The organism is Kitasatospora sp. HPM-01-4 (genome assembly GCF_051374625.1).
Taxonomy (GTDB): Bacteria; Actinomycetota; Actinomycetes; order Streptomycetales; family Streptomycetaceae; genus Kitasatospora.
Map to the genome: position 1 here is coordinate 5,525,759 of NZ_JBPQGP010000005.1, position 25,374 is coordinate 5,551,132.

Annotated in this window: 15 protein-coding genes; 8 read left to right on the plus strand and 7 right to left on the minus strand. The window is 71.0% G+C overall.

Translation table 11 applies throughout. The features are described from left to right. Positions 1-105: 105 nt before the first annotated feature. Together treS and ACSMTC_RS24065 are read right to left on the minus strand one after the other, a co-directional pair. The gene (gene treS, locus ACSMTC_RS24060; RefSeq protein ID WP_436561790.1) at positions 106-1,809 is read right to left on the minus strand and encodes a maltose alpha-D-glucosyltransferase; all 1,704 of its coding nucleotides are present in this window, start codon (positions 1,807-1,809) and stop codon (positions 106-108) included. Further along, positions 1,806-3,761: an alpha-1,4-glucan--maltose-1-phosphate maltosyltransferase gene (locus ACSMTC_RS24065; protein WP_436561791.1), complete on the minus strand. Its 1,956-nt coding sequence runs from the start codon at positions 3,759-3,761 to the stop codon at positions 1,806-1,808. The genes treS and ACSMTC_RS24065 overlap by 4 nt, the downstream gene beginning before the upstream one ends. Before the next feature lie 847 nt (positions 3,762-4,608). On the opposite strand from ACSMTC_RS24065, the gene glgP reads away from it, so the two are divergent. Then, positions 4,609-7,302, plus strand: a complete 2,694-nt coding sequence (glgP, locus tag ACSMTC_RS24070; protein WP_436561792.1) for an alpha-glucan family phosphorylase — start codon at positions 4,609-4,611, stop codon at positions 7,300-7,302. A 51-nt stretch (positions 7,303-7,353) separates the two neighbouring features. Here glgP and ACSMTC_RS24075 read toward each other — a convergent pair whose 3' ends face one another. The 3 genes from ACSMTC_RS24075 to glgX form a co-directional block, all read right to left on the minus strand. Beyond that, complete coding sequence (locus tag ACSMTC_RS24075) at positions 7,354-9,261, minus strand: ABC transporter ATP-binding protein (RefSeq protein WP_436561793.1); 1,908 nt, start codon at positions 9,259-9,261, stop codon at positions 7,354-7,356. After that, entirely contained in the window at positions 9,258-11,111 is a 1,854-nt protein-coding gene (locus ACSMTC_RS24080; protein WP_436561794.1) for an ABC transporter ATP-binding protein, read from the minus strand. Before ACSMTC_RS24080 ends, ACSMTC_RS24075 begins: the two co-directional genes overlap by 4 nt. 211 nt (positions 11,112-11,322) lie before the next feature. Then, complete coding sequence (gene glgX, locus ACSMTC_RS24085; RefSeq protein ID WP_436561795.1) at positions 11,323-13,563, minus strand: glycogen debranching protein GlgX; 2,241 nt, start codon at positions 13,561-13,563, stop codon at positions 11,323-11,325. A 236-nt stretch (positions 13,564-13,799) separates the two neighbouring features. Between glgX and ACSMTC_RS24090 the strand changes: the two genes are divergently transcribed. The 5 genes from ACSMTC_RS24090 (at position 13,800) to ACSMTC_RS24110 (ending at position 19,545) form a co-directional block, all read left to right on the plus strand. Then, positions 13,800-14,996, plus strand: a complete 1,197-nt coding sequence (locus ACSMTC_RS24090; RefSeq protein ID WP_436561796.1) for a L,D-transpeptidase — start codon at positions 13,800-13,802, stop codon at positions 14,994-14,996. A gap of 521 nt (positions 14,997-15,517) precedes the next feature. Beyond that, positions 15,518-16,714 (plus strand): L,D-transpeptidase, encoded by a 1,197-nt coding sequence (locus ACSMTC_RS24095; protein ID WP_436561797.1) that lies wholly within the window; start codon positions 15,518-15,520, stop codon positions 16,712-16,714. 56 nt (positions 16,715-16,770) lie between these two features. Continuing rightward, positions 16,771-17,949: a L,D-transpeptidase gene (locus tag ACSMTC_RS24100; protein ID WP_436561798.1), complete on the plus strand. Its 1,179-nt coding sequence runs from the start codon at positions 16,771-16,773 to the stop codon at positions 17,947-17,949. A gap of 40 nt (positions 17,950-17,989) precedes the next feature. Further along, positions 17,990-18,880: a L,D-transpeptidase gene (locus tag ACSMTC_RS24105; RefSeq protein WP_436561799.1), complete on the plus strand. Its 891-nt coding sequence runs from the start codon at positions 17,990-17,992 to the stop codon at positions 18,878-18,880. A gap of 116 nt (positions 18,881-18,996) precedes the next feature. Next, positions 18,997-19,545, plus strand: coding sequence for an ATP-binding protein (locus tag ACSMTC_RS24110; protein WP_436561800.1), 549 nt, complete (start codon positions 18,997-18,999; stop codon positions 19,543-19,545). A gap of 453 nt (positions 19,546-19,998) precedes the next feature. On the opposite strand, the gene ACSMTC_RS24115 is transcribed toward ACSMTC_RS24110, so the two are convergent. Then, positions 19,999-21,189 carry a MarR family transcriptional regulator gene (locus ACSMTC_RS24115; RefSeq protein ID WP_436561801.1) on the minus strand — a complete coding sequence of 397 codons (1,191 nt, stop codon included), beginning with the start codon at positions 21,187-21,189 and terminating at the stop codon, positions 19,999-20,001. 614 nt (positions 21,190-21,803) lie between these two features. Beyond that, complete coding sequence (locus ACSMTC_RS24120; RefSeq protein WP_436561802.1) at positions 21,804-22,997, minus strand: alpha/beta hydrolase family protein; 1,194 nt, start codon at positions 22,995-22,997, stop codon at positions 21,804-21,806. A 364-nt stretch (positions 22,998-23,361) separates the two neighbouring features. Here ACSMTC_RS24120 and ACSMTC_RS24125 point away from each other — a divergent pair, with 364 nt between their 5' ends. Beyond that, positions 23,362-24,666 carry a sensor histidine kinase gene (locus ACSMTC_RS24125; protein ID WP_436561803.1) on the plus strand — a complete coding sequence of 435 codons (1,305 nt, stop codon included), beginning with the start codon at positions 23,362-23,364 and terminating at the stop codon, positions 24,664-24,666. Continuing rightward, positions 24,663-25,337, plus strand: coding sequence for a response regulator (locus ACSMTC_RS24130; protein ID WP_436561804.1), 675 nt, complete (start codon positions 24,663-24,665; stop codon positions 25,335-25,337). Before ACSMTC_RS24125 ends, ACSMTC_RS24130 begins: the two co-directional genes overlap by 4 nt. Positions 25,338-25,374 lie beyond the last annotated feature (37 nt).

A 25,374-nucleotide genomic window follows, 5' to 3' on the forward strand; every position in this document is an offset into this window, starting at 1 on the left:
GGGAGAACCCGGGGGCGCCAGGGGGCTCGCGCCCCCGGGTTGGGTGGAACCCGGTGGATCGCTACTTCGCGGCCGTCTCCCGGGCGGCCTCAGCTCCCACGAGCGTTACTCGGCGCGGGGGTTGCGCAGTTGGAACCAGTAGAAGCCGTGCCCGGCCAGGGTGAGCAGGTAGGGCCACTCGCCGATGGACGGGAAGCGCACGCCGCCGATCAACTCGACCGGGTACCGCCCCCCGTAACGCCGCAGGTCCAGTTCGGTCGGCTGCGCGAACCGCGAGAAGTTGTTCACGCACATGACCAGGTCGCCCTCGTACTCGCGCACGAAGGCCAGCACCGCGGGGTTGCTGGAGGGCAGCTCGGTGTAGCTGCCGAGGCCGAACGCGGGGTTGAGCTTGCGGATCTCGATCATGCGACGCGTCCAGTGCAGCAGGGAGGATGAACTGCTCTGCTGCGCTTCGACGTTGGTCACCTGATAGCCGTACACCGGATCCATGATGGGCGGCAGACTGAGCCTGCCCGGGTCGGCGGAGGAGAAACCCGCGTTGCGGTCGGGCGTCCACTGCATGGGGGTGCGGACGCCGTCCCGGTCGCCGAGCCAGATGTTGTCGCCCATCCCGATCTCGTCGCCGTAGTAGAGCACCGGTGAGCCGGGGAGGGAGAGCAGCAGGGCGGTGAACAGCTCGATCTGGTTGCGGTCGTTCTCCAGCAGCGGGGCGAGCCGTCGCCGGATGCCCACGTTGGCGCGCATCCGCGGGTCCTTGGCGTACTCCGCGTACATGTAGTCGCGCTCCTCGTCGGTGACCATCTCCAGGGTCAACTCGTCGTGGTTGCGCAGGAAGATGCCCCACTGGCAGCCGGAGGGGATGGTCGGCGTCTTGGCGAGGATCTCGGAGACCGGATAGCGGGACTCCCTGCGCACCGCCATGAAGATCCGCGGCATCACCGGGAAGTGGAACGCCATGTGGCACTCGTCGCCGCCGGAGCCGAAGTCGCCGAAGTAGTCGACCACGTCCTCGGGCCACTGGTTGGCCTCGGCGAGCAGCACGGTGTCGGGGTAGTCGGCGTCGATCTCCTTGCGGACCCGCTGCAGGAACTCGTGGGTCTGCGGCAGGTTCTCGCAGTTGGTGCCCTCACGGGCGAACAGGTACGGCACCGCGTCGAGCCGGAAGCCGTCGATGCCCAGGTCCAGCCAGAACCGCAGGCCGGCGATCATCTCCTCCTGGACCCGCGGGTTGTCGTAGTTGAGGTCGGGCTGGTGGGAGAAGAACCGGTGCCAGAAGTACTGCTTGCGGACCGGGTCGTAGGTCCAGTTGCTGGCCTCGGTGTCGACGAAGATGATCCGGGCGTCGGGGTAGCCCTTGTCGTCGTCCGCCCAGACGTAGAAGTCGCCGTAGGGGCCGTCGGGGTCGTTGCGGGAGGCCTGGAACCACGGGTGCTGGTCGCTGGTGTGGTTCATCACGAAGTCGATGATCACCCGCATGCCGCGCTTGTGGGCGGCGTCCACGAACTCCACGAAGTCGGCCAGGTCGCCGAACTCCGGCAGCACCGACTTGTAGTCGGCCACGTCGTAGCCGCCGTCGCGCAGCGGGGAGGCGAAGAACGGGGGCAGCCAGAGGCAGTCCACGCCGAGCCACTGCAGGTAGTCCAGCTTGGAGGTGAGCCCCTTGAGGTCGCCGATCCCGTCGCCGTTGCTGTCCTGGAAGGAGCGGACGAGGACCTCGTAGAACACCGCGCGTTTGAACCACTCGGGGTCGAGGTTCCTGGGGGACGTTTCGGCGAAGGTGTCGGCGACGGGCTCGTTGACTGTCACTGAGGGTTCCTCCGAACCGTGAGGATGTGGGCCGGGCCCGTGGCGGGGTCGAGCCGGACGTAGTTGTGCCTGGCCCAGGTGTAGGCGGCGCCGGTGAGTTCGTCGTGCACGCTCAGGCTGTGGTCGCTGTCGAGGGTCACGGTGGCTTCCTGGGTGTGGTGGGGGTCGAGGTTGACCACGGTGATCACGTGGTCGGTGAGGCCGTCGGGGGTGGTGGCCTTCTTGGAGTACGCGAGGACGCGGTCGTTGTCGGTGGGGTGGAAGACGACGTTCCGCAGCTGCTGGAGGGCCGGGTGACGGCGCCGCAGCCGGTTGAGGGTGGAGATCAGCGGGGCGAGGGAGTCCTGGGCGGCCCAGTCGCGCGGGCGCAGCTCGTACTTCTCCGAGTGCAGGTACTCCTCGGACCCGGGGTGGGCCGGCTGGTTCTCGCAGAGCTCGTAGCCCGCGTAGACGCCCCAGGTCGGGGCGAGGGTGGCGGCCAGCGCGGCCCGGACGGCGAATGCGGGCCGTCCGCCGGTCTGCAGGTACTCGGGCAGGATGTCCGGGGTGTTGGCGAAGAAGTTGGGACGCATGTACGCCGCCGCGTCCCCGGACAGCTCGGTGAGGTACTCGGTGAGCTCCTGCTTGGTGTTTCGCCAGGTGAAGTAGGTGTACGACTGGTGGAACCCGATCTTCCCCAGGGTGTGCATCATCGCGGGGCGGGTGAACGCCTCGGCCAGGAAGAGCACGTCGGGGTCGGTACGGGCGATGTCGCCGAGCACCTTCTCCCAGAAGACCACCGGTTTGGTGTGCGGGTTGTCGACCCGGAAGATCCGCACGCCGTGGGCCATCCAGTGCCGCAGGATCCGTACGGTCTCCTTGACCAGGCCGTCGAAGTCCTGGTCGAAGTTGACCGGGTAGATGTCCTGGTACTTCTTGGGCGGGTTCTCGGCGTAGGCGATGGTGCCGTCCAGCCGGTGGCTGAACCACTCGGGGTGCTTGTTCACCCAGGGGTGGTCGGGGGAGCACTGGAGGGCGAAGTCCAGCGCCACTTCGAGACCGAGGGCGGTCGCCTCGGCGACGAAGTGGTCGAAGTCCTCGATGGTGCCGAGGTCGGGATGGACCGCGTCGTGGCCGCCCTCGGGCGAGCCGATCGCCCAGGGCGAGCCGACGTCGTGCTGACCGGCGGTCAGGCTGTTGTCCGGGCCCTTCCGATAGGCGCGTCCGATCGGGTGGATCGGGGGCAGGTAGACGACGTCGAAACCCATCCCGGCGATCGCGGGCAGCCGCTCGGCCGCGGTGCGGAAGGTGCCGGAGACCGGCGGGAGGTTGCCGTCCGGGTCCACCACCGCGCCCTCGGAGCGCGGGAAGAACTCGTACCAGGAGCCGAACAGCGCCCGCGGGCGGTCCACCTGGAGCGGCAGTGGGCGGGAGGTGCTGACCAGCTCGCGCAGCGGGTAGCGGGCCAGCAGATCGGTCACCTCGGGCGCCAGGGCGGCGGCCAGCCGGCTGAGCGCGGGCAGCCCGGGGTCGCGCAGCGCGTCCACGGCGCTCAGGACGTGAGCGCGCCCCTCCCTCTTCGGGACGCCCGCGGCCGCGCGCTCCAGCAGGTTCGCGCCCTCCTCCAGCACGAGCGCGGTGTCGATCCCGGCGGGCAGCTTCACCGAGGCGGTCCTGCGCCAGCTCTCGACCGGGTCGGACCAGGCCTCCACCAGGTAGGACCAGCGCCCCGGAGCGCTCGGCGCGATGTACGCCCCCCAGCGGTCGGTACCGGGCGCCAGCTCGCGCATCGGCGTCCACGGACCGCTGCGGCCCCGCGGGTCGCGCAGCACCACGTTGGCGTTGACCGCGTCGTGGCCCTCGCGGAAGACCGTGGCGGTGACCGGGAAGCTCTCCCCGACCACGGCCTTGGCCGGACGGCGCCCGGCGTCGATCAGGGGGGAGACGTCAAGGACGGGGATGCGGCCGATCACGGTGTCGCTCTCTGTGGTCTTGCGGGCTGGGGCCCTTCGGGAGGTGGGGTTCCGGGGCGTGGACTTGCGGGTGGTCGCGGTCTTCCGGACGGCGGTCCCGTGCTGGGGCCGCTGATCAGGAGTCTGACGGTCGCTGTCCTGACGGGCCGCCGCACGTGGAGCCGGGAGTGGCGGTTCCGCGTCCGAGGGTGTACCGGATTCGCCCGCCACCGAGATGGACTGGTCCCGTGTGTCGCCGTGCATGCCAAACTCCTGCCCGAGATCGGCGGCAGCTCCCGCGGGCCGGTGCGGGGCCAGGGGAGTACCGGGAAGGACTACGTGGGTGAGGGGGAGACGTACGGCCGGCCGGAAGGCCTGCCCGCGCCGCCGTGCGCGCGTCCCGGCGCGCAGCCCTCGGAGCACGCCCTAGAGTGACCCAACCCACCCGTGAACGAGCGGATCATGGACCAGGACACGCGGGAGGACCACGGCAGAGGCCGAATGGGCTACGGAGACACGTGATGGTTCGTCGACGCAGGGGTTTACGGCCGTGGAGCAGCAGGGAGGCGCCACCCGGATCGCACTTCCCGCAGCACCAACGACCTTTGTGCATCCTCGCACCACCGGCAAGCCCTGCGTATGGGTAAGCACGCGATTTCGGACGGTAGGCAGGGGCATATCGGCCAGCGGAAACGGAGCTGATCCCGGCTGTTCACGCGCCTGGAGCGCGTCTGGGCCATGGCATGCGCCCCTGCGCGCCCCAGTACGGCCGAGTGCGCCGAATGTGATCTCATCAATAACCCGAACGGGTGCGCAATACGACAGTTGACAGCTCGTCACCTGAGTTCGGAGGTCTAGGCTTCACGCCGTGAAGGCAATCCGCAGATTCACCGTCCGCACCGTCCTGCCCGAACAACTCCAGCCGTTGCACGAACTCGCGCTCAACCTCCGCTGGTCCTGGCACGCCGAGACGAGGGAGCTGTTCCGCTCCGTCGATCCCGAGGTCTGGGCCGCGGTCGGCGAGGACCCGGTGCGGCTGCTCGGCGAGGTCCCGGCGGCCCGGCTGGCCGCGCTGGCGGCGGACCGCCGGTTCCTGCGCAGACTCGGCGACCTCCACGACGACCTGCGCGACTACCTCACCGGGCCGCGCTGGTACCAGTCCGCCCAGCTCCCGGGCGAGGGCCGGCTGCCCGCCGCCATCGCCTACTTCTCACCCGAGTACGGGATCGCCGCCGCCCTGCCCCAGTACTCCGGCGGCCTCGGCATCCTGGCCGGCGACCACCTCAAGGCCGCCAGCGACCTCGGGGTGCCGATCGTCGGCGTCGGGCTGTTCTATCGGCACGGCTACTTCCGCCAGTCGCTCTCCAGGGACGGCTGGCAGCTGGAGCGCTACCCGCTGCTCGACCCCGACGAACTGGCCGTCAGCCTGCTGCGGGAGGGCGACGGCAGCCCCTGCCGGGTCGACCTGACGCTGCCCGCAGGCCGCACGCTCGCCGCCCACGTCTGGAAGGCCCAGGTCGGCCGGGTGCCGCTGCTGCTGCTCGACTCCGACATCGAGCCCAACAGCGCCGCCGACCGCAACGTCACCGACCGCCTCTACGGTGGCGGCAGCGAGCACCGGCTGCTCCAGGAGATGCTGCTCGGCATCGGCGGCGTGCGCGCCGTGCGCACCTACTGCCGGCTGACCGGCCACCCCGAGCCGGAGGTCTTCCACACCAACGAGGGCCACGCCGGCTTCCTCGGGGTCGAGCGGATCCGCGAACTGATCGACCGGCAGGGCTCCGCCGAAGGGGGCCTGGACTTCGCCGCCGCCCTGGAGGCCGTCCGGGCCGGCACCGTCTTCACCACCCACACCCCGGTCCCCGCCGGTATCGACCGCTTCGACCGCGACCTGGTGGCCCGCCACTTCGGCGGCGACGCCGCGCTGCCCGGGGTGTCCGTCGAACAGGTGCTCGCCCTCGGTGCCGAGAGCTGGGAGGGCGGCGACCCCAAGCTGTTCAACATGGCCGCCATGGGCCTGCGCCTGGCCCAGCGGGCCAACGGCGTCTCCACCCTGCACGGCCTGGTCAGCCGGTGCATGTTCAACGGTCTGTGGCCCGGCTTCGACACCGGCGAGGTCCCGATCATCTCGATCACCAACGGCGTCCACGCGCCCACCTGGGTCGACCCGGCCGTCTTCCAGGCCGGTGCCGCCGAGATCGGCCTGGAGCGCGCCGAGGACGCCCTGATGACCGGCGAGGCCAAGCGCTGGACCGGCCTGGAGCGGATCGGCAACACCGAGATCTGGGACCTGCGCCGCACCCTGCGCGGCCAGCTGGTCGAGGAGGCCCGGCAGCGGCTGCGCGCCTCCTGGCGCCAGCGCGGCGCGGGCGACGCCGAACTCGGCTGGGTCTCCAGCGTCCTGGACCCGGACGTGCTCACCATCGGCTTCGCCCGGCGGGTTCCCTCGTACAAGCGCCTCACCCTGATGCTGCGCGACCGGGTCCGGCTGCGGGAGCTGCTGCTGCACCCGACCAGGCCGGTGCAGATCGTGGTCGCGGGCAAGGCCCACCCGGCGGACGACGGCGGCAAGCGGCTGATCCAGCAGCTGGTCAACTTCGCCGACGACCCGGCCGTCCGGCACCGGATCGTCTTCCTGCCCGACTACGACATGGCCATGGCCCAGCACCTCTACCCCGGCTGCGACGTCTGGCTGAACAACCCGCTCCGCCCGCTGGAGGCCTGCGGTACCTCCGGGATGAAGGCGGCCCTCAACGGCTGCCTCAACCTCTCCGTCCTGGACGGCTGGTGGGACGAGTGGTACGACGGCCAGAACGGCTGGGCCATCCCGACCGCGGACGGCATCGGCTCCTCCCTCCACCCGGACAGCACCGAGGCCGAGCGGCGGGACGACATCGAGGCCGCCGCGCTCTACGACCTGATCGAGCACCAGGTGGCCGCCCGGTTCTACGACCGGGGTGCCGACGGACTGCCGCACCGCTGGATCGCCATGGTCCGGCACACCCTGGTGACCCTGGGGCCGAAGGTCCTGGCCGGGCGGATGGTCCGGGAGTACGTCGAGCGGCTGTACGCGCCCGCGGCGCTGGCCCGGCGCGCGCTCAGCGGCGCGGCGGGGCCCGGCGAGGCCCCGTACGCCGGGGCGCGGGAGCTGGCGCAGTGGAAGGCCAGGGTCCGCGAGGGCTGGCCGGGCGTACGGGTCGAGCACGTCGAGGCCGAGGGGCTGGCCGAGGCGCAGGAGCTGGGCTCCACGCTCACCCTCCGGGTCCAGGTCTCGCTCGGGCGGCTGGAGCCGGCCGATGTGGAGGTGCAGGTGGTGTCCGGGCGGGTGGACGAGTCCGACGCGATCTCCGACGCCGTCGTGCTGCAGCTCAAGCCGACCGGCGGGAGGGACCTCGACGGCCGCCACCGCTACGAGGGCTCACTCGAACTCTCCCGCACCGGTCCCTTCGGCTACACCGTCCGTGTCCTTCCCGTCCACCGCTTCCTCGCCGCCCCGGCCGAGCTCGGCCTGATCGCGCTTCCCGCCGAGACGGGCGGCATGGACGCGGGGCTGCTCAGGTAGCCCCGAGGGGCTGCCCCGCCGGCCTGGGGCAGCCCCTCCCGGGCCGTTCGATCAGACGAGGCTCTCCCGCCAGGCGTGGTGGAGGTCGGCGAAGCGGCCCTGGCCGTTGATCAGTTCGGTCGGGGTGCCGTCCTCGACGATCCGGCCCTGGTCCATGACCAGGACGCGGTCGGCGATCTCCACCGTGGAGAGCCGGTGCGCGATGATCACGGCCGTCCGGCCGGCCAGGACGGTCCGCATGGCGCGCTGCACCGCCTGCTCCCCGGGGACGTCCAGCGAGGAGGTGGCCTCGTCCAGGATCAGGACCGCCGGGTCGGCCAGCAGGGCACGGGCGAAGGCCACCAGCTGCCGCTGTCCCGCCGAGATCCGCCCGCCGCGCTTGCGGACGTCGGTGTCGAACCCGTTGGGTAGCGCCGTGATGAACTCGTGGGCGCCGATCTCCCGGGCCGCCTGCTCGACCTCCTCGCGGGAGGCGCCGGGCCTGCCGATGGCGATGTTGTCGGCGACCGTGCCGGAGAACAGGAAGGACTCCTGGGTCACCATGACCACCCCGCGCCGGAGTTCGGCGGTGGAGAGCTCGCGCAGGTCCACGCCGTCCAGGGTGACCCGGCCGCTGGTCGGGTCGTAGAACCGGGCGAGCAGCTTGGCCAGGGTGGACTTGCCCGCGCCCGTCGCGCCGACCACGGCGGTGGTCTGCCCGGCGGGCAGCACCAGGTCGAACGAGGGCAGCACCTCCTTGCCCGTCCGGTACGCGAAGCGCACCTGCTCGAAGCCCACCTCGCGGCCCTTGACCGCGGCCGGCCCGCCCGCCTGCGGGTGCTGTGATCCGGTGCCGGCGGGCTCTTCGGCCAGGGCCGGGAGCGCGACGGGGGAGGCGGGTTCGGCCACCGTCGGCTCGTGGGCGAGCAGACCGGCCATCTTCTCCAGGGCGGCGGCCGCCGACTGGTAGCTGTTCAGGAACATCGCGAGCTGGTCGATCGGGTCGTACAGCCGCCGCAGGTAGAGCACGAAGGCGGTGAGCACGCCGAGTTCCAGGCTGCCGTCGCTGACCAGGAATGCTCCGAGCACCACCACACCGGTGACCCAGATGTTGGCGGTGGCGCGGGAGGTGCCGACGTAGCGGGCCATCTCCAGCAGGCCGTCCGCGGTGGCGGTGGCCGACTCGCGGTTGGCGGCGCCGAAGCTCTCGTTGTTGGCGGCCTCGCGGCGGAACGCCTTGACCGGGCGGATGCCGTTCATGGTCTCGGTGAACTTGACGATCAGGGAGGCGGCCGCCGTCCGGGAGCGCCGGTAGACCCGCAGCGAGCGGCGCCGGAACGAGCGGACGGTCAGGTACATCGGCAGGAAGGAGACCAGGGCCGCCAGACCGAGCCGCCAGTCCATCACCAGCAGGACCACGGCGATGTAGCAGACCGAGAGGACGACGGTCAGCAGTTCCTGGAGGCCCTCGGAGAGCAGTTCGCGCAGGGCGTCCACGTCGCTGGTGGCCCGGGAGATGATCCGGCCCGAGGTGTAGCGCTCGTGGAAGTCCAGGCTGAGCCGCTGGGCGTGCCGGAAGATCCGGCCGCGCAGGTCGAGCAGGATGTCCTGGTTGATCCGGCCGGTGAGGCGGATGAACGCCCACTGCAGCGCGGTGCTCAGCAGACCGCAGCCCAGGTAGGCGACGGTCACGGCGACCAGCGGGCCGCTGTCGTGGTGGCGGAGCGCCGGGATGCCCTGGTCCATCGCGACGGCGACCAGTAGCGGGCCCGACTGCAGCGCGGCCTGCTGGACCAGGATCGCCAGCATCGCGACGGCGATCCGGCGCCGCTGCGGGCCGAGCAGTTCGCGCAGCAGCGTACGGGCGGCGCCGGGCGGGACCGGGATGTCCTCCTCCTCGGCCGGGGGCGGGAGCTCCGCGGCCTCGGTGACGGCTTCCGGCTCGTCAAGGGACTTGGCGGGCTCGACGGTGGTGGTCATCGGGCGGGGCTCCCTTCGAGCGCCGGAGCTGCCTGATCGGTGTGGTTCTCGTCCGGGTGCTCCCCGTGGCCCAGCCGCTGCTCGGCGGGGTCGGCCTCGCCGGACATCAGCTCGCGGTAGACCGGCGAGCTCTTCAGCAGGTCCTGGTGGGTGCCGACGGCGACGATCCGGCCCTCGTCCAGGACCGCGACCCGGTCGGCGAGCAGTACGGTGCTCGGCCGGTGCGCCACCACCAGGGCGGTGGTGCCCGAGAGCACCCGGCGGAGCGCCTGCTCGACCAGGGCCTCGGTGTGCACGTCCAGGGCGGAGAGCGGGTCGTCCAGCACCAGGAAGCCGGGCTCGCCGACCACCGCGCGGGCCAGCGCGAGGCGCTGGCGCTGGCCGCCGGAGAGGCTCAGCCCCTGTTCGCCGACCTGGGTCTCGACCCCGGCCGGAAGCCGTTCGACGAAGCCCGCCTGGGCGGTGTCCAGGGCTGCCGCGAGCTGGTCGGCGGAGGCGTCGGGCGAGCCCATCAGGACGTTCTCCCGGACCGTGGCCGAGAACAGGGTCGGCTCCTCGAAGGCGACCGAGACCAGCTCGCGCAGCCGCTGCCGGGGGATGTCCCGGATGTCGGTCCCGTCCAGGGTGATCCGGCCGCCGGTGGTCTCGTAGAGGCGGGGGAGCAGCGCGGTGAGCGTGGTCTTGCCGCTGCCGGTCGCCCCGACCAGGGCCATCGTCTCGCCGCTGTGGATGTGCAGGTCGACTCCGCGCAGCAGGTCGGGGGCGTCGGCGGGGGCGTCCGGGTAGCGGAAGTGGACGCCGCTGAACCGGATGCCCGCGTCCGGCTGTACAGGGTGGTCACTGGGCTGGTCGGCGGGCTCGGGCTCGTCCATCACTTCGAAGAAACGATCCGTCGCGGTGCCGGCCTCGTTGGCGTAGGCGAGCAGCCAGCCGAGCGACTCGACCGGCCAGCGCAGGGCGAGCGCGGTGGAGAGGAAGGCGACCAGGGTGCCGGCGGTGAGGTGGTCGTCGGCGACCCGGACCGCGCCGAGGGCCAGGGCGCAGCCGAGGGCGAGCTCCGGCAGCCCGACGATCACGGCCCACAGGTTGGCCAGTTGGTTCGCCTTCTGCAGTTCGGTGCCGCGCAGTTCGCGGGTCTGCTGCCGGAAGCGCTCGGCCATGGTGCGGTGGCGGCCGAAGGCCTTGAGGATCCGGATGCCGAGGATGGACTCCTCGATCACGGTGGCCAGGTCGCCGTTCTGGTCCTGGGCGCGGCGGGCGAGGGCGGCGTACCTGCTCTCGAAGTAGCGGGTGAGCACCATCAGCGGCACGGCGGGCAGCAGGGTGATCAGTCCGAGCCGCCAGTCCAGGGTGAACATCAGCACCGTGCCGATCAGGAAGACCAGCGAGTTGACGATCAGGAAGACCAGCGGGAAGGCCAGGAACAGCCGCATGGTGTACATGTCGGAGGTGGCCCGGGAGAGCAACTGCCCGGAGGGCCAGCGGTCGTGGAAGGAGACCGGCAGGCGCTGGAGCTTGGCGTAGAGGTCGCCGCGCATGGCCTGTTCCACCTGGGCGAGCGGCCGGGCCACGATCATCCGGCGGACGGCGAACAGCCCGGCCTCCGCCAGTCCGAGCAGCAGGAGCAGCCCGGCGAGCGGCCAGAGCGCGTTCAGGTCGTGGTCGGCGATCGGGCCGTCCACGATGCTGCGGAGCACCAGCGGTACGACCAGCACGCTGCCGGAGGCGATCAGCGCGGCGGCGGTCGCGCCGGCGATCCGCCAGCGGATCTCTCGCGCGTAGGGCCACAGGCGCAGGAGTGAGCGCACCGTGGACCGGTGGACGGGAACGGGAGTTTGGTTCGTGGCCATCGCGCAGAGGTTAGGCGCGGGGGGTGTCTCTTCTCACCTGGTTTTACGTGCCGGACGGCGTGAACTGGCCATGGTCGCGGCGGCCTTGCGCGGCCCAGGGCCCCTTGGGCCGGTCGTGCACCGGGCCGCCGGACGTCCGGTGTGCTTCCCCGTTCTTCTGAGGCGTACGGGTGCCGAGTGGGTCAACGCCCTTGCCGGCACGGGTGGTAAGTCACCCGGTCGGCCGGTCCGCGCCGATCCTGAGCAGGCGGCAGGAGCGGGCGGAGAGTCGGACGGTGTCCAGGGCCTGGTGGGCGCGGGAGGTGAGGAGGGGGCGGGCGGTGTCGAGGACGGATTCGTAGGCGGTGGCCCAGGGGTGGCCGGGGAGGGTGAAGGGGATGCTCTGGGGGCCGGAGTTGAGCAGGAGCAGGAAGCTGTCGTCGGTGAGGGGACAGCCGTGCTCGTCCCGTTCGGACATCGCGGTGCCGGAGAGCAGCATCCCGAGCACGGCGGTCGGCGCGAACCAGTCCGCCTCGGTCATCTCCCGTCCGCGCGCGGTGAACCAGGTCAGGTCCTGCTGCCCGCCGGGCACCGCGGCGTGGCCGGAGAAGAAGGCCCGCTGCCGCAGCACCGGGTGCTCCCGCCGCAGCCGGATCAGCCGGGCGGTCAGGTCGTGCAGCGACCGCCAGCCGGGGTCGTCCAGCAGTGACCAGTCGAGCCAACTGGTCTCGCCGTCCTGGCAGTAGGCGTTGTTGTTGCCGCCCTGGGTGCGGCCGAGCTCGTCCCCCGCGGTGAGCATCGGGACGCCGGTGGAGAGCAGCAAGGTGCTGATCATGTTGCGTAGTTGGCGGTGTCTCAGGTCGACGATGCCGGGGTCGGCGGTCTCGCCCTCCGTGCCGCAGTTCCAGGCGCGGTTGTCGTCGGTGCCGTCCCGGTTGTCCTCGCCGTTGGCCTCGTTGTGCTTGCGCTGGTAGGAGACCAGGTCGCGCAGGGTGAAGCCGTCGTGGGCGGTGACGTAGTTGACGGAGGCGTACGGGCGGCGTCCGCCGCGCTGGTAGAGGTCGGAGGAGCCGGAGAGGCGGTAGCCCAGTTCCCTCACGTCGCGGCGGGCGCCGCGCCAGAAGTCGCGGACGGTGTCGCGGTACTTGTCGTTCCACTCGGCCCACAGCGGGGGGAAGCCGCCGACCTGGTAGCCGCCGGGGCCGACGTCCCAGGGCTCGGCGATCAGCTTGACCCGGCTGAGTACGGGGTCCTGGGAGACCGCGGCCAGGAAGGGGTGGCGCATCTCGACGCCGTCGCTGCCGCGGGCGAGCGCGGCGGCCAGGTCGAAGCGGAATCCGTCCACGCCCATCTCGGTGACCCAGTAGCGCAGTGAGTCGGTGACCAGGCGGACCGCCTGCGGCTGCCGGGTGTCCAGGGTGTTGCCGCAGCCGGTGTAGTCGGCGTAGCCGCGGCGGCTGCGGTCGAGCCGGTAGTAGGCGCCGTTGTCGATGCCGCGCAGCGAGAGGGCCGGGCCCAGCACCCCGCTCTCGGCGGTGTGGTTGTAGACCACGTCGAGGATGACCTCGATGCCGGCCGCGTGCAGGGCGCGCACCATCCGTTTGAACTCGCCGACCTGCTGGCCCCGGCTGCCGGTCGCGGAGTAGCCGGCGTGCGGGGCGAAGTAGCCGAGGGTGTTGTAGCCCCAGTAGTTGGTCAGTCCGCGCTGCTGGAGGTGGTCCTCGCTGACGTGGTGGTGGACCGGCAGCAGTTCGACGGCGGTGACGCCGAGACCGGTCAGGTACTCCAGCGCGGCGGGGTGGGCCAGGCCCGCGTAGGTGCCGCGCAGTTCGGGCGGGATGCCGGGGTGCCGCATGGTGAAGCCCCGGACGTGCAGCTCGTACAGGACGGTCTCGGCCCAGGGGGTCTTGGGCCGGTGGTCGTCGTACCAGTCGTCGTCGTCATGGACCACCACGGCCCTGGGCACGTACGGGGCGGAGTCCCGGTTGTCCCGGACGGTGTCGGCGACCTCGCGCTCGGGCCAGTTGCGGACGGCGGTGCAGACGGCGTCGTGGCTGGTGTAGTGGCCGTCGATGGCCCGGGCGTACGGGTCGAGCAGCAGCTTGGCGGGGTTCCAGCGGGCGCCGGTCCACGGGTCCCAGCGGCCGTGCACCCGGTAGCCGTAGCGGGTGCCGGGCAGTACGCCGGGCAGGTAGCCGTGCCAGGTCTGGAAGGTCTGCTCGGTGAGCGGGTGCCTGGTCTCCTGGCCGTCCTCGTCGAACAGGCAGAGTTCCACGGCCTCGGCCCCGGCCGCCCAGAGCGCGAAGTTGGTGCCCTGGCGCCCGGCCCCCGAGGTGCGGAAGCGGGCGCCGAGCGGCTGCCAGCTGCCGGGCCAGGGGGTGGCGGTGCCGGGGTCCGGGGCGGTGCCGTCCGGGCGGGCTCTGGCGTGTGCACGTCGAAGGGTCTCCTGCCCCAGCTCCTGCCACGCCGCCATGCCCGCACCCTCCCAGCGCGGGGAGTCCGTTCCCCGCCTCCCTCTTGTTCCCTGCCCGGCTGCCGGTGTCACGTGACGGTGCGTTTCGTGACGGAAAGTGAACGAATCTGTCCGTACGCTGGTCCTACCGGCGTCTGCCGAATGACATCGTTCCCTCGTGTCCCCCCGACGATGCGGTCGTCGTCCCGGCATCGGGCGGAGGAGACGGGGACGACCGAAGCTGGGAGGGCCGGCGCATGCACCCGGCGGTACGGGCCTTGGGGCGGTGCGCGGGGGCACTCGGGCTCCTGCTGTCCGGCGGCTGCTCGGACTCCTCGCCCTCCGGTGACTCGGCGGACCGGATCTCCCGAGCCGTGATCACCGCCAGTCCGCTGGACGGCAGCCGGAACGTCCCGACGGAGGGATCGGTCCGGGTCGCGGTGGACCAGGGCCGGCTGGTCTCGGTCCGCCTGGCCGACGACGGGGGCAACCAGCTGACCGGCCACCTCAGCCTGGACGGCACCGAGTGGACCCCGGACGTCAGACTCGCCCTCACCACCCGCTACCGGCTGGAGGTGGTGGCCAGGGACGCCAGGGGCCTGCGGGCGGTCAGCCACACCGCCTTCACCACCGCCACCCCCGAGCACACCTTCGCGGCCTTCTTCACCCCCGAGGACGGCAGCACGGTCGGCGTCGGCATGCCCCTCTCGCTGAGCTTCACCCACCCGGTCACCGACCGGGCCGCCGTCGAGCGGGCCATCGGGGTCGGGGCCTACCCGCCGGTGCCGCTGCGCGGGCGCTGGTTCGGCGACCAGCGGCTGGACATCCGCCCGGAGGGGTTCTGGGCGCCGGGTACGAGGGTGACCCTGTCGCTGCGCCTGAAGGACGTCCAGGGCGCCCCCGGCGCCTTCGGGATCCAGCAGAAGGACGTCCACTTCACCGTGGGCCGCTCCCAGATCAGCACGGTGGACCTGGACGACCACACGCTGACCGTGCGCCAGGGCTCCCGGGTGCTGCGCACCCTGCCGGTCTCGGGCGGCGGCCCGGGGTACTCCACCTATCTCGGCACCATGGTGGTCTCGGAGAAGTTCGAGGCGACCCGGATGAACTCGCGGACCGTGGGCCTCGGCGACGAGTACGACATCAAGGACGTGCCGCACGCGATGCGCCTGACCGAGTCGGGCACCTTCGTGCACGGCAACTACTGGTCGCCCAGGGGTGTCTTCGGCAACGCCAACACCAGCCACGGCTGCATCGCCCTGGAGGACGTGAAGGGCGGCGACGACGAGGGCCCGGCGGGCTGGCTGTACGAGCACACCCTGGTCGGCGACGTGGTCGAGGTGCGCGGCGAGGACGGCGAGCGGGTGCCCGCCGACAACGGCCTCAACGGCTGGAACCTGGCCTGGGCCTGGTGGCCGGTCACTGTAGGCCCTGCGGCGATCCCCATTCACTGAGTACACACCACCTCCACCCAGGGTTCACTCAGAAGGCCCAGTTATCCTGAGGTGCGTCGCCCGCTACCCTGCCGGTCGGTCTTCGGGCCCGGTGAAACTTTCCGGGGGCATCACGCGTGTATTCGGTGTGGAGACCGGGAGGAAGACAGCAGTGAAGCCCACTCAGGTGCCGGGGCGGCGCATCCGGCGGGCCCGGTGCCGACGACGGCCGGAACCCGACCCAGGGCACCGCGGGGGATGACGGCTCGTCGACCGACCGGGAAGTTCTTCGCGCTCCCGGCGCTTGGTGACGTGGTGAAGGTGGCCGGCCCCGAGGGCGGGGCGACGAGCGGGCGGAACCCGGGCCGGGCCGGCCGGTAGGCCCCTTCGGACAGCACGGCACAGCACGGCGCGGTCCGGCCGCCGTAGGCGAGTGGCCGGACCGTTGTGGCGATTTCGTGACTCGATCCTCGGTGTCGGGCGCAACTTATCGGGCGGATGCGACGTGTATACCGCTGGGATCCAGGGATGAGGGGACGAACGTGAAGTCGGTGAGAAGGGCGCTGGTGGCCGGGCTGCTCGGTGGGGCGCTGGCGCTGACCACGGCTTGCAGCGGTGGTGGCGGCGGCTCGTCGGACGGCAAGGCGGCCGAGTCGAAGGCGCCGGTGTCGGCAGCGCAGATCGCGATCTCGCCGAAGAACGGTGCGACCGACGTGAAGCCGTCGGACGGCCTGAAGGTGTCGGTGGCGAGCGGCAAGCTGACCAAGGTCACGGTGACCGACAAGGACGGCAAGCCGGTCGACGGGGCGATATCCGCGGACGGTGCCTCCTGGGTGCCCAAGGGCGGTCTCTCGGTCGCCTCGCAGTACAAGGTCAGTGCCCAGGCCACCGACGACAAGGGCGTCGCGGCCACGGTGGACAGCAGCTTCACCACCCTCACTCCGGCCAACACCGTCAACTTCAGCGACAACCTGGCCAAGGACGGCACCTACGGCGTCGGCATGATCGTCCGGCTGCAGTTCAAGAAGCCGGTCAAGAACAAGGACGACGTCCTCAAGAACATCTCGTTCGAGGCCAGTGACGGCAGCGTGGTCAAGGGCCACTGGTTCGGCAACCAGCGCCTGGACTTCCGGCCGGAGAACTTCTGGAAGTCGGGCACCAAGGTGGCGGTGCACTACAAGCTGAAGGACGTCGAGTTCGCGCCCGACGTCTACGGCGCGCGCGACCTGGACGAGTCCTTCACCATCGGCCGGGACAAGCAGAGCACGGTGGACGCCTCGACCCACCAGATGACCGTCGAGAAGGACGGCCAGGTGGTCCAGACCATCCCGATCAGCACCGGTGCCTCCGAGCCGGAGTCCTGGCGGGCCTACAACGGCACGATGGTGATCGAGGCCCGTGAGGGCTCGGCGATCATGGACTCCTCCACCGTGCCGGGCCTGCAGGGCGCGCCGTACAAGCACCCGGTCCCGCACTCGCTGCGGCTGACCGACTCGGGCACCTACGTCCACGGCAACAACTGGTCCGACGACAGCGTCTTCGGCCACCAGAACGTCAGCCACGGCTGCGTCGGCCTGAAGGACTCGCCTGGCGACCAGGGCGGCACGGACACCCCGGCGGCCAAGTTCTACGCCGACTCGATCATCGGCGACGTGGTGACCATCAAGAACTCGGTCGGCGGCCAGGTCAGCGCGGACAACGGTCTGAGCGGCTGGAACATCGACTGGAAGAACTGGTAGGCGGCCGCACCACCGGCGCCGGCCACAAGCACCAACCCACAAGGGAGACAGGTCAGATGAAGCGGATCCGCGGTGTACTGATCGCCGGTTCACTGGTGTTGGCCACCGCGGCCTGCAGCGCGGGCGGCGGCGGGGCCGAGCAGGCCAGCGCCGAGCTGGCCGCCAAGGCGGCGGTGTCGGCGGCGCAGATCGCCATCTCGGCGAAGAACGGCGCGACCGATGTGAAGCCGTCGGATGGCCTGAAGGTGTCGGTGGCGAGCGGCAAGCTGACCAAGGTCACGGTGACCGACAAGGACGGCAAGCCGGTCGACGGGGCGATATCCGCGGACGGTGCCTCCTGGGTGCCCAAGGGCGGTCTCTCGGTCGCCTCGCAGTACAAGGTGAGTGCCCAGGCCGCCGATGAGAAGGGCGTGGCGGCCACCGCGGAGAGCAGCTTCACCACCCTCACCCCGGCCAACACCGTCAACTTCTACGACAACCTGGCGAACGACAGCACCTACGGCGTCGGCATGATCGTCCGGGTGCAGTTCAAGAAGGCGGTCAAGAACAAGGACGAGGTGCTCAAGAACATCTCGTTCGAGGCCAGTGACGGCAGCGTGGTCAAGGGCCACTGGTTCGGCAACGACCGCATCGACTTCCGGCCGGAGAAGTTCTGGAAGCCGGGCACCAAGGTGTCCGTCCACTACAACCTCAAGAACACCGAGATCTCGCCCGACGTCTACGGCGCCCGCGACCTGGACGAGACCTTCACCATCGGCCGGGACCAGCGGACCACGGTGGACGCCCGCGAGGACACCATGACGGTGGAGCGCGACGGGAAGACCGTGAACACCATCCCGATCACCGCGGGCAAGCGGGGCTTCGACTCCTGGAACGGCACCATGGTGATCTCGGAGAAGGCCGAGCGCACCCGGATGAGCTCCCAGGGCGTGAGCGGCGTCTCCGCGGCCGAGTCCTACGACCTCTCCGACGTGCCGCACGCGATGCGGCTCACCGATTCCGGCACCTATGTGCACGGCAACTCCTGGGCCGTCGGCGCGATGGGCTCCTACAACGCGAGCCACGGCTGCATCGGCGTGCAGGACTCCCGGTACGGGAGCGAAAGTTCCAACGCGGGCAAGTACTTCCACTCTTCTCTGGTCGGCGACCCGGTCACCGTGGTGAACTCCAAGGGTGCCGTCGTGGCTCCGGACAACGGCCTCAGCGGCTGGAACATGGACTGGAAGAACTGGTAAACCGGCGAGGCCGGTGGAACTCGTAGGGGAGGACGGGTACATGAGGTTGATGCCCCAAAGGGTGGCGGTGACCGCGTTGGCGTTGACGACCGCGGTCGGCGGCCTGGCGCTCGGTGCGGGCAGTGCGTTCGCGGCCCAGCCGGCCGCGGCCGCACGGCAGAGCGCCGGTCCGTACGACAACGTCGAGACCGGCAGCACGTACGGCGTCGGCATGATCGTTTCGCTCAACTTCAGGAAGGCGGTGCAGAACAAGACGGCCGTCGACAAGGCCATCAGCTTCACCACCTCCGACGGCAGCAAGGTCAAGGCCCACTGGTTCGGCAGCTACCGGGTGGACTTCCGGCCGGAGCACTTCTGGAAGCCGGGCACCAAGGTGACGGTGCACTACCGGCTGACGAACGTCCAGGTCTCGCCCGGTGTCTACGGCGGGGTGGACAGCGACCAGACCTTCACCATCGGCCGTGACCAGCGCACCACGGTGGACGCCGCCAAGCACACCATGACCACGGTCCGCAGCGGCAAGAAGCTGAGCAGCTACCCGATCACCGCGGGCAAGCCGGGCTACGACTCCTGGAACGGGGTCATGGTGATCTCGGAGAAGGACCCGCACGTCGAGATGAAGTCCGCGCCCGGGGCGCCCAAGAACGAGCAGTACGACGTCAAGGACGTGCCGCACGCGATGCTGCTCACGTACTCCGGGACGTATGTGCACGGCAACTACTGGGCCGTGGGCTCCATGGGCAAGACCAACGTCAGCCACGGCTGCATCGGTGTGCAGGACGTCGAGCACGGCAGCAACGGCTCCAACGCCGGGAAGTTCTTCCGCGCCTCGCTGGTCGGCGACCCGGTCACCGTGGTCAATTCCAAGGGCGCCAAGGTGGCCCCGGACAACGGCCTCAGCGGCTGGAACCTGAGCTGGAGCCGCTGGTAGGCAGCGGCTCGTGCCGGGCGCACCTAGCCTGATGTGCGCCCGGCATATGCCAGGTGAATAGTGATCGTTTGGTCATTGTCCGTACGCGGCCGCTTGCATTCCGCAATGATTGGCGCATGGCGGGATGGGGCGAAGCGGAACGGGCATCACATCCGGGCGCGGACCTGGGTGCTGATGGCCAGGCGGCGGACTGGTCTTCGGCCCTGGAGACACTGGAGCTGCTCACTCACCGGCAGGTCGAGGAGGAGTACTTCAGACGCCTCTGCGAACTGGTCGGGGCGGAGCAGGAGGTCTTCCTGCCGTCCCGGCCGCAGCTGGTCCGGGTGGTCAGGCGGGTCGTCCTCACGGTGCTGGAGGCCTGGCGGCTGCCGCAGCTGCTGGAGGTCGGCGAGCTGCTCTCCGGCGAGCTCGCGGCCAACGCGATCCGGCACGCCAGCGGACGGATGGTCAGCATCCGGCTCAGCCGGCGGCCCGGCTGGCTGCGGCTGGAGGTACGCGACTCCTCGCGGGCGCTGCCCTGCCTGATCATGGCCGATCCGGGCACCAGTGAGCACGGCTACGGGATCAAGCTGGTGGACGTGCTCTCCGAGCGCTGGGGGGCTGAGTTGCTGCCGCGCGGCAAGGGCGTCTGGTTCGAGCTCAAGATCCGCGAGCGGCCGGTCTGAGACCGCCCGGCCGGTGCCCCCCGGGGCCTGGCGGAGAGCCGCCGAAACCGGCTGGCGGGCCGTCCGATCCGGCCGGAGAACCGCCGAATCCGGCCTGAGAACCCCTGGAAGACGATGCGGGGCCCCCGTCCCACTGATGTGTGGTCGTCGGGGGCCCCTGCATGGTCACCGCGCAGCCATGGGGGTGCGTGCCGCGCAGTGGGTGACGGCCGAACCGGGTCAGATGGAAGGCCGTGGGTTGTCTGCGGACGCACTGCGTCCGGACATGTCCGACTATTGCATGGTCTCAACATGTGAGCAAATTCGATTACAAGGTTTGCTGCCTTGTTCACCTTGGGTATGCGCATAAATTCACGTCATCGCCTGTGAATATTCACCGTGATCTTCGGTGGCCGGGCCCTTCGGCTGAGCCCTCTGGCTGAGCCCTCTGGCCGGGCTTTCCAGGTGTGGGCCTCAGCCGTCTGCCGTCGGAGTGCCCGGGGTGTTCGTCGAACGCGCCTGGCGCATCTCTGCCCGGATCCGCTCGGCGTGGGTGTGGACCGCCTCGGGGCTGAGGGGCTCGGGGGCGAAGGGTTCGGGGCTGACGGGCGTCCGGCGGATTCTCTTGTCGAGGGCTTGGCCGCTGGGGAGGGTGTCGGGCTCGCGCGACGGGATCTCCTCCAGGCAGTCGCGGCACAGGCCGCCCTGGAACTGCTCCAGGCGGCCGGGTGTGCGGCAGGCGAGGCACTCGGGGATCCGGATGACTACGGGGTCGGCTTGTCCCTTCGGAGCGCTTTCTTCGGTCTGGACGGGTGCGGGCGGCATCTTGGCGATGAGCCGTTTGCGGACGAACGCGCCCGCGCAGTGGACGGTTTCGGGCAGCCCGGAGGCGAGGGCGGTCGTGAACTGGCGCCGGTCCACCCCGCAGGCGAACCACTCGGCGGCCAGGCTCTCCAGTGCGGTGCACTCGGCGGCCGAGAGCAGCAGCCGGATGTCGGCGCGGCCGAGCGCGGCCAGGGCCTCGAAGGCCTCGGAGCGGGCGGGCCTGGCTGGGCGGGCCGGACGGGCGGCCTCGGTTGGGCGTGCGGGGCCGGCTGGCCGGACGGGCTGCGAGGGAGCGGCGGGCCGGGAGGGGGCGGCCAGTTGGGAGGGGGCGGCGGGCTCGGAGAGAGTGACGGGTGCTGGCTGCTGGATGCGCCGTGGGGCGGATCGTTGGCCAGGGCGTCGGCTCGGTTCTGGGCCGGGCGGAGCGCTCGGGGCGGGCGGGTGGTGTGGCTTCGGGCGCCTGGCGCCTCGCTCTTTCGGGTGAATGACCTTCGCAGTGGCGGGAGTTGGTACCGGCTGAGCGCCGCTGATGCGCCGGCTCGCCACGAAACGCGTCCACCACGCCTGGCTGCGAGCAGTGCGGGAGAAGTACGTCCGCTGCACCCAACGGACCTGGCCGACACCGGCGTTCTCCTTCGACCGGTGCAGATGTCCGGCTGCCAAGAGGCCGTTCAGCGCCGACCGGACGGCCTGCTGGCCGTAGAACGGCTGCAAGCCGGCGAGGGTCTTGCCGTCGATGGCGGCGCCTTCGGGCAGCTGGTCGATGATCGCCGCGATGATCGACTCGCGCAGGGGGAGATGCTCGAAGTCGTGTTCACCACGGGGGAGTTCATCCGGCACAGGACGCTTTCCGTAGCCCGGCGAGGCCATCTTGGCCGCGTGCGAGGGCAGGGGAGCGCTAGGGTTGGCAGTAGCCACGAGATCGCCTATATCGATCGGATTGGTCAGGCCCTCGTCCGGTGTCGCAAGCACCGGCGGGGGCCGTTCTGTTGCTGCGCACGCTACACCGAGACTGCGCTGAGTCGCGAATAGTAACGGTAAGTCATATATGCGGGTATACGCGGCGCTTGGGTGGGAGGGTGGTTTTCCACCGCCCACCCACCTGGAACAGAAAGCGCTCGGGTCTCGCCGCTCGGCCATCGCGCTCCGAGTCTCGGGCTCCGGGCATGGCCGGTGTCGGGCGGGCGGTGCGGTCTGGTGCCCACTGCCAGGTGCCATCGCGCGGCGGCAATGCGGGATTCCAGTACCGGCATCTTGGCCAAAAGCCTGACTGCACACGGCAATCAGCGGAACATGACGCCGCGGCCAGTTCGCCTCCCGCGACGAACTGGCCGCGGCCATCGACACCTTCGTGTTGGCCTGCGACGAACACGACGCCAAGCCCTACCGCTGGACCTTCGACGGCGGCCCACTCAAAGCCGCATGAACCCCCGAAGGATCAACGCGGCGCTGCACTAGGGCTGGAAGAGTACTTCCGGATTGTTCGGCGAGGGGCCGTCCAGCAGCGGACGGTGGATCCCCTTCAGCGTCTGGTCGAAGAACGCTGTCACGTACTCGCGGGTGATCTCCACCCCGCGTTCCGGGGAGAAGGGCGGCGTCGGGAACCCGGCCTGCTCGTGAAGCAGGTCCAGGTCGCTGAAGCTGAAGTGGTCGGCGCCGGCGACCGTCAGCCACTTCTTGTAGCCGCCGAGGGCGGCCCAGGCCTGCCCCCACGTGGTGTCCCCGCCGCCGCCGTCGGCCTCGCCCAGCATGAGGAACGGCCGGTTGATCTGGCCGGGCATCGGGGCCGGGAAGAACTTGCCGTCCATGTTCACTCCGGCCCGTACTCGCGGGTCGGCGATCATCGTGGCGGCGGCCGCCGCTCCGCCGATGGAGTGTCCGGCCATGCCGATCTCGTGCTTGTCGATGAGGTGTGCCAGGCGCCACGCGGTATTGCCATGCGTCAACTGGTCGATCAAGAAGGACACGTCCCGCGCGCGGCTGGTGGGGATGGAGTCGATCAGCGTCGGGTCATCGCAGATCGCGCACGGCGGCGTCTGGCCGTTCGCCAGCGTCTCGCCGCTGTCCTCGTAGGTGTCGCCGACGAGCGCGACGACGTAGCCGTGACTGGCCAGGTCGGTCGCGAGCGAGGTGAGCGTGATGCGCGGGTCCTCGTGCGCGGGTGAGAGGACCACCAGCGGATACTTGCCGCGCTGCGGCCGCGCGCCGTCGAAGGCGTGAGTGGTGACGCTGGAAAGGGACTGTGGGGTGACGCCGGAGCTCGCCGGCAAATTCTGCCGCTGGAGAATTCCGGCTGCCTCGGCGAGGGTCATGTAAGGGGCCGGAGTCCCGGTCCCGGGGACGGCCGGGTAGACCATCGTGACGGCCAGTTGGCGGGGGCCGGATGACGGCACCCACGGGTCAAGACGGCTCGCGTCGGTGAGGTGGATAACGTCCTCGCCGGCGGCGTAGGGGCCGGTCGGCGCGGGGAGCGCGCCGTGGAAGGACCGCGTGGGCGCGGTGGCCGTGGCCGGTGCGGTGTCGAACGCGTGCGTGGCCACCGGTGCGGCCGACGGTGTGGTCGTGGCGGCGAACCCGGCGCCGGTTCCGGTGACGAGGGCGGCGAGCGCCAGCGCCGCGACAGCGCTGATACGGCGATTGCGTTTCATGGGATCGACGCTAGGTTCCGCAGCTCCGTATCGAATCAACCCACAGAGGCAAACAGTCCGGTGTCGTTAGTAGCCCCCACGAGGTACGCGAGGTACCGGAGTCATACGCCGGGGCTATGTCGTGCGGCGCGGGGTTCCCTTCGCCGGCATCGTCGAGCGCCACCGTCCTGGCCTACGACGAACACGACGCCAAGCCCTACCGCTGGACCTACGACGGCAGCCCACTCAAAGCCGCATGAACCCCCGAAGGATCAACGCGGCGCTGAGCTAGTACCGGGGTATCACCCCCGTACCCCGGTAGCCCCCGAAATCTCGCGCTCCGGTCCGACGCCCGCGCGGGCCCCGGCTCCTAGGCTGGCCCGCGATGAAGACGCCCACCGCCACCGACGCCCGCAGCTACGCCGCCCGGCAACTGCGCGCCCTGTACCGCAGCCTCACCACCGCGCACGGCGAGCCCACCCCGCTGTTCGGCAGCTCCCGCCGCCGCTGGATCCGCCGCTTCCCGTACGCCGTCGCGCTGATCCTCCAGGTCCCGCTGATTTCCGCCGGGATCGCCTGCCTGCGCGGCTTCTACGACGTGGCCCTCCCGGTCGCCGCCGCGCTGACCCTCGCCCAGACCACGCCGCTGCTGCTCGCCATCACCCGGCCCCTGGCCGCCTGGTGGATCAGCGCGGCCACCCTGGTCACCACCGCCACCGTCACCGCCAGGCACCCGCACCTGATGGGCAGCTGGCCGTGGACGGCGCCGATGGTCATCGCGTACACCTTCGTGCTGCTCGCCCTCGGGCTGCGCGAGCGCCGGCCCACCGTGATCGCGGTCTGGTTCACCACCGTGCTGCTCACCGTCCTCACCGTCCTGCTCGGCCGGCCCCGGGCCGCGGACGGCACCGCCGTGCTGCTGATCGCGCTCAGCGGCGCCGCGCTGCTGCTCGGCTGGGCCGTGCGCGACCGCGCCGAGGCCCGGCGGCTGCTCAGCGAGCAGGAGCACATCAGCGAGGTCGAGCGCGAGCGGCGCACCCTGCTGGAGGAACGCACCCGCATCGCCCGGGAGTTGCACGACGTCGTCGCCCACCACATGTCGGTCATCGCGGTGCAGGCCGCCAGCGCGCCGTACCGGATCGAGGGCGTCCCGGCCGCGGTCGCCGAGGAGTTCACCGCCATCGCGGACGGCGCCCGCCAGTCCCTGTCCGAGATGCGCCGGCTGCTCGGCGTGCTGCGCAGCGAGGAGTCCGCCACCGAGAAGGCCCCGCAGCCCGGCCTGCCCCAACTCGCCCAGCTGGTCGAGACGGTGGCCCGGGCCGGGGTGCCCGCCGAACTCGCCGTCGAGGACGGGCTCGACGACCGGGTGCCGCAGGCCGCCGCCCTGTCCGCGTACCGGATCGTGCAGGAGGCGCTGGCCAACGTCGTGCGGCACGCGCCCGGGGCCCGCACCTGGGTGTCCCTGGCCTCCGACGGCCCGCAGCTGCGGGTGACCATCGTCAACGCGCCCCCCGCGGAGCGCACCGAGTCCCTGGAGGCCGCCGCCGAGGGCACCGGGCACGGGCTGGTCGGAATGGGCGAACGCGTCCGGCTGGCGGATGGCAGTCTGGACACCGGCCCGCTGCCGGACGGCGGCTTCAAGGTGGCCGCCGTCCTGCCGATCGAACCGCCCCGGGAGACAGCCGCATGACCATCCGCGTGATCATCGTCGACGACCAGGCCATGGTGCGGGCCGGCTTCGCCGCCCTGCTGAACGCCCAGAGCGACATCGACGTGGTGGGGGACGCGGCGGACGGCGCCGAGGCCCTGGAGGTCAGCGGCCGCACCCACCCGGACGTGGTGCTGATGGACGTGCGCATGCCCGTCATGGACGGCCTGGAGGCCGCCCGCCGGCTGCTCGACCCGGCGGTCCCTGGCACCCACCGGCCCAAGGTGCTGATGCTGACCACCTTCGACGTGGACGACTACGTGTACGAGGCCCTGCGCGCCGGGGCGAGCGGCTTCCTGCTCAAGGACGCCCCGCCCGCCGACCTGATCGCCGCCGTCCGGGTCGTCGCGGGCGGCGAGGCGCTGCTCGCCCCGAGCGTCACCCGCCGCCTGATAGAGGACTTCGCCCGCACCCGGCCCGCGAAGCGCCGCGACCCCAAGCTGCGGCTCAACGGCCTGACCCCGCGCGAGACGGAGGTGCTGGGGCTGATCGCCCGGGGCCTGTCCAACCAGGAGATCGCCGCGCAGCTGGTGCTCGCCGAGCAGACCGTCAAGACCCACATCGGGCGCATCCTCGCCAAGCTGGACCTGCGCGACCGGGCCCAGGCCGTCGTCCTCGCCTACGAGTCCGGCCTCGTGACGCCCGGCCAGTAGAGCCCCTCTGGCTCCCGGGTATCACCCCCGGCTTGGG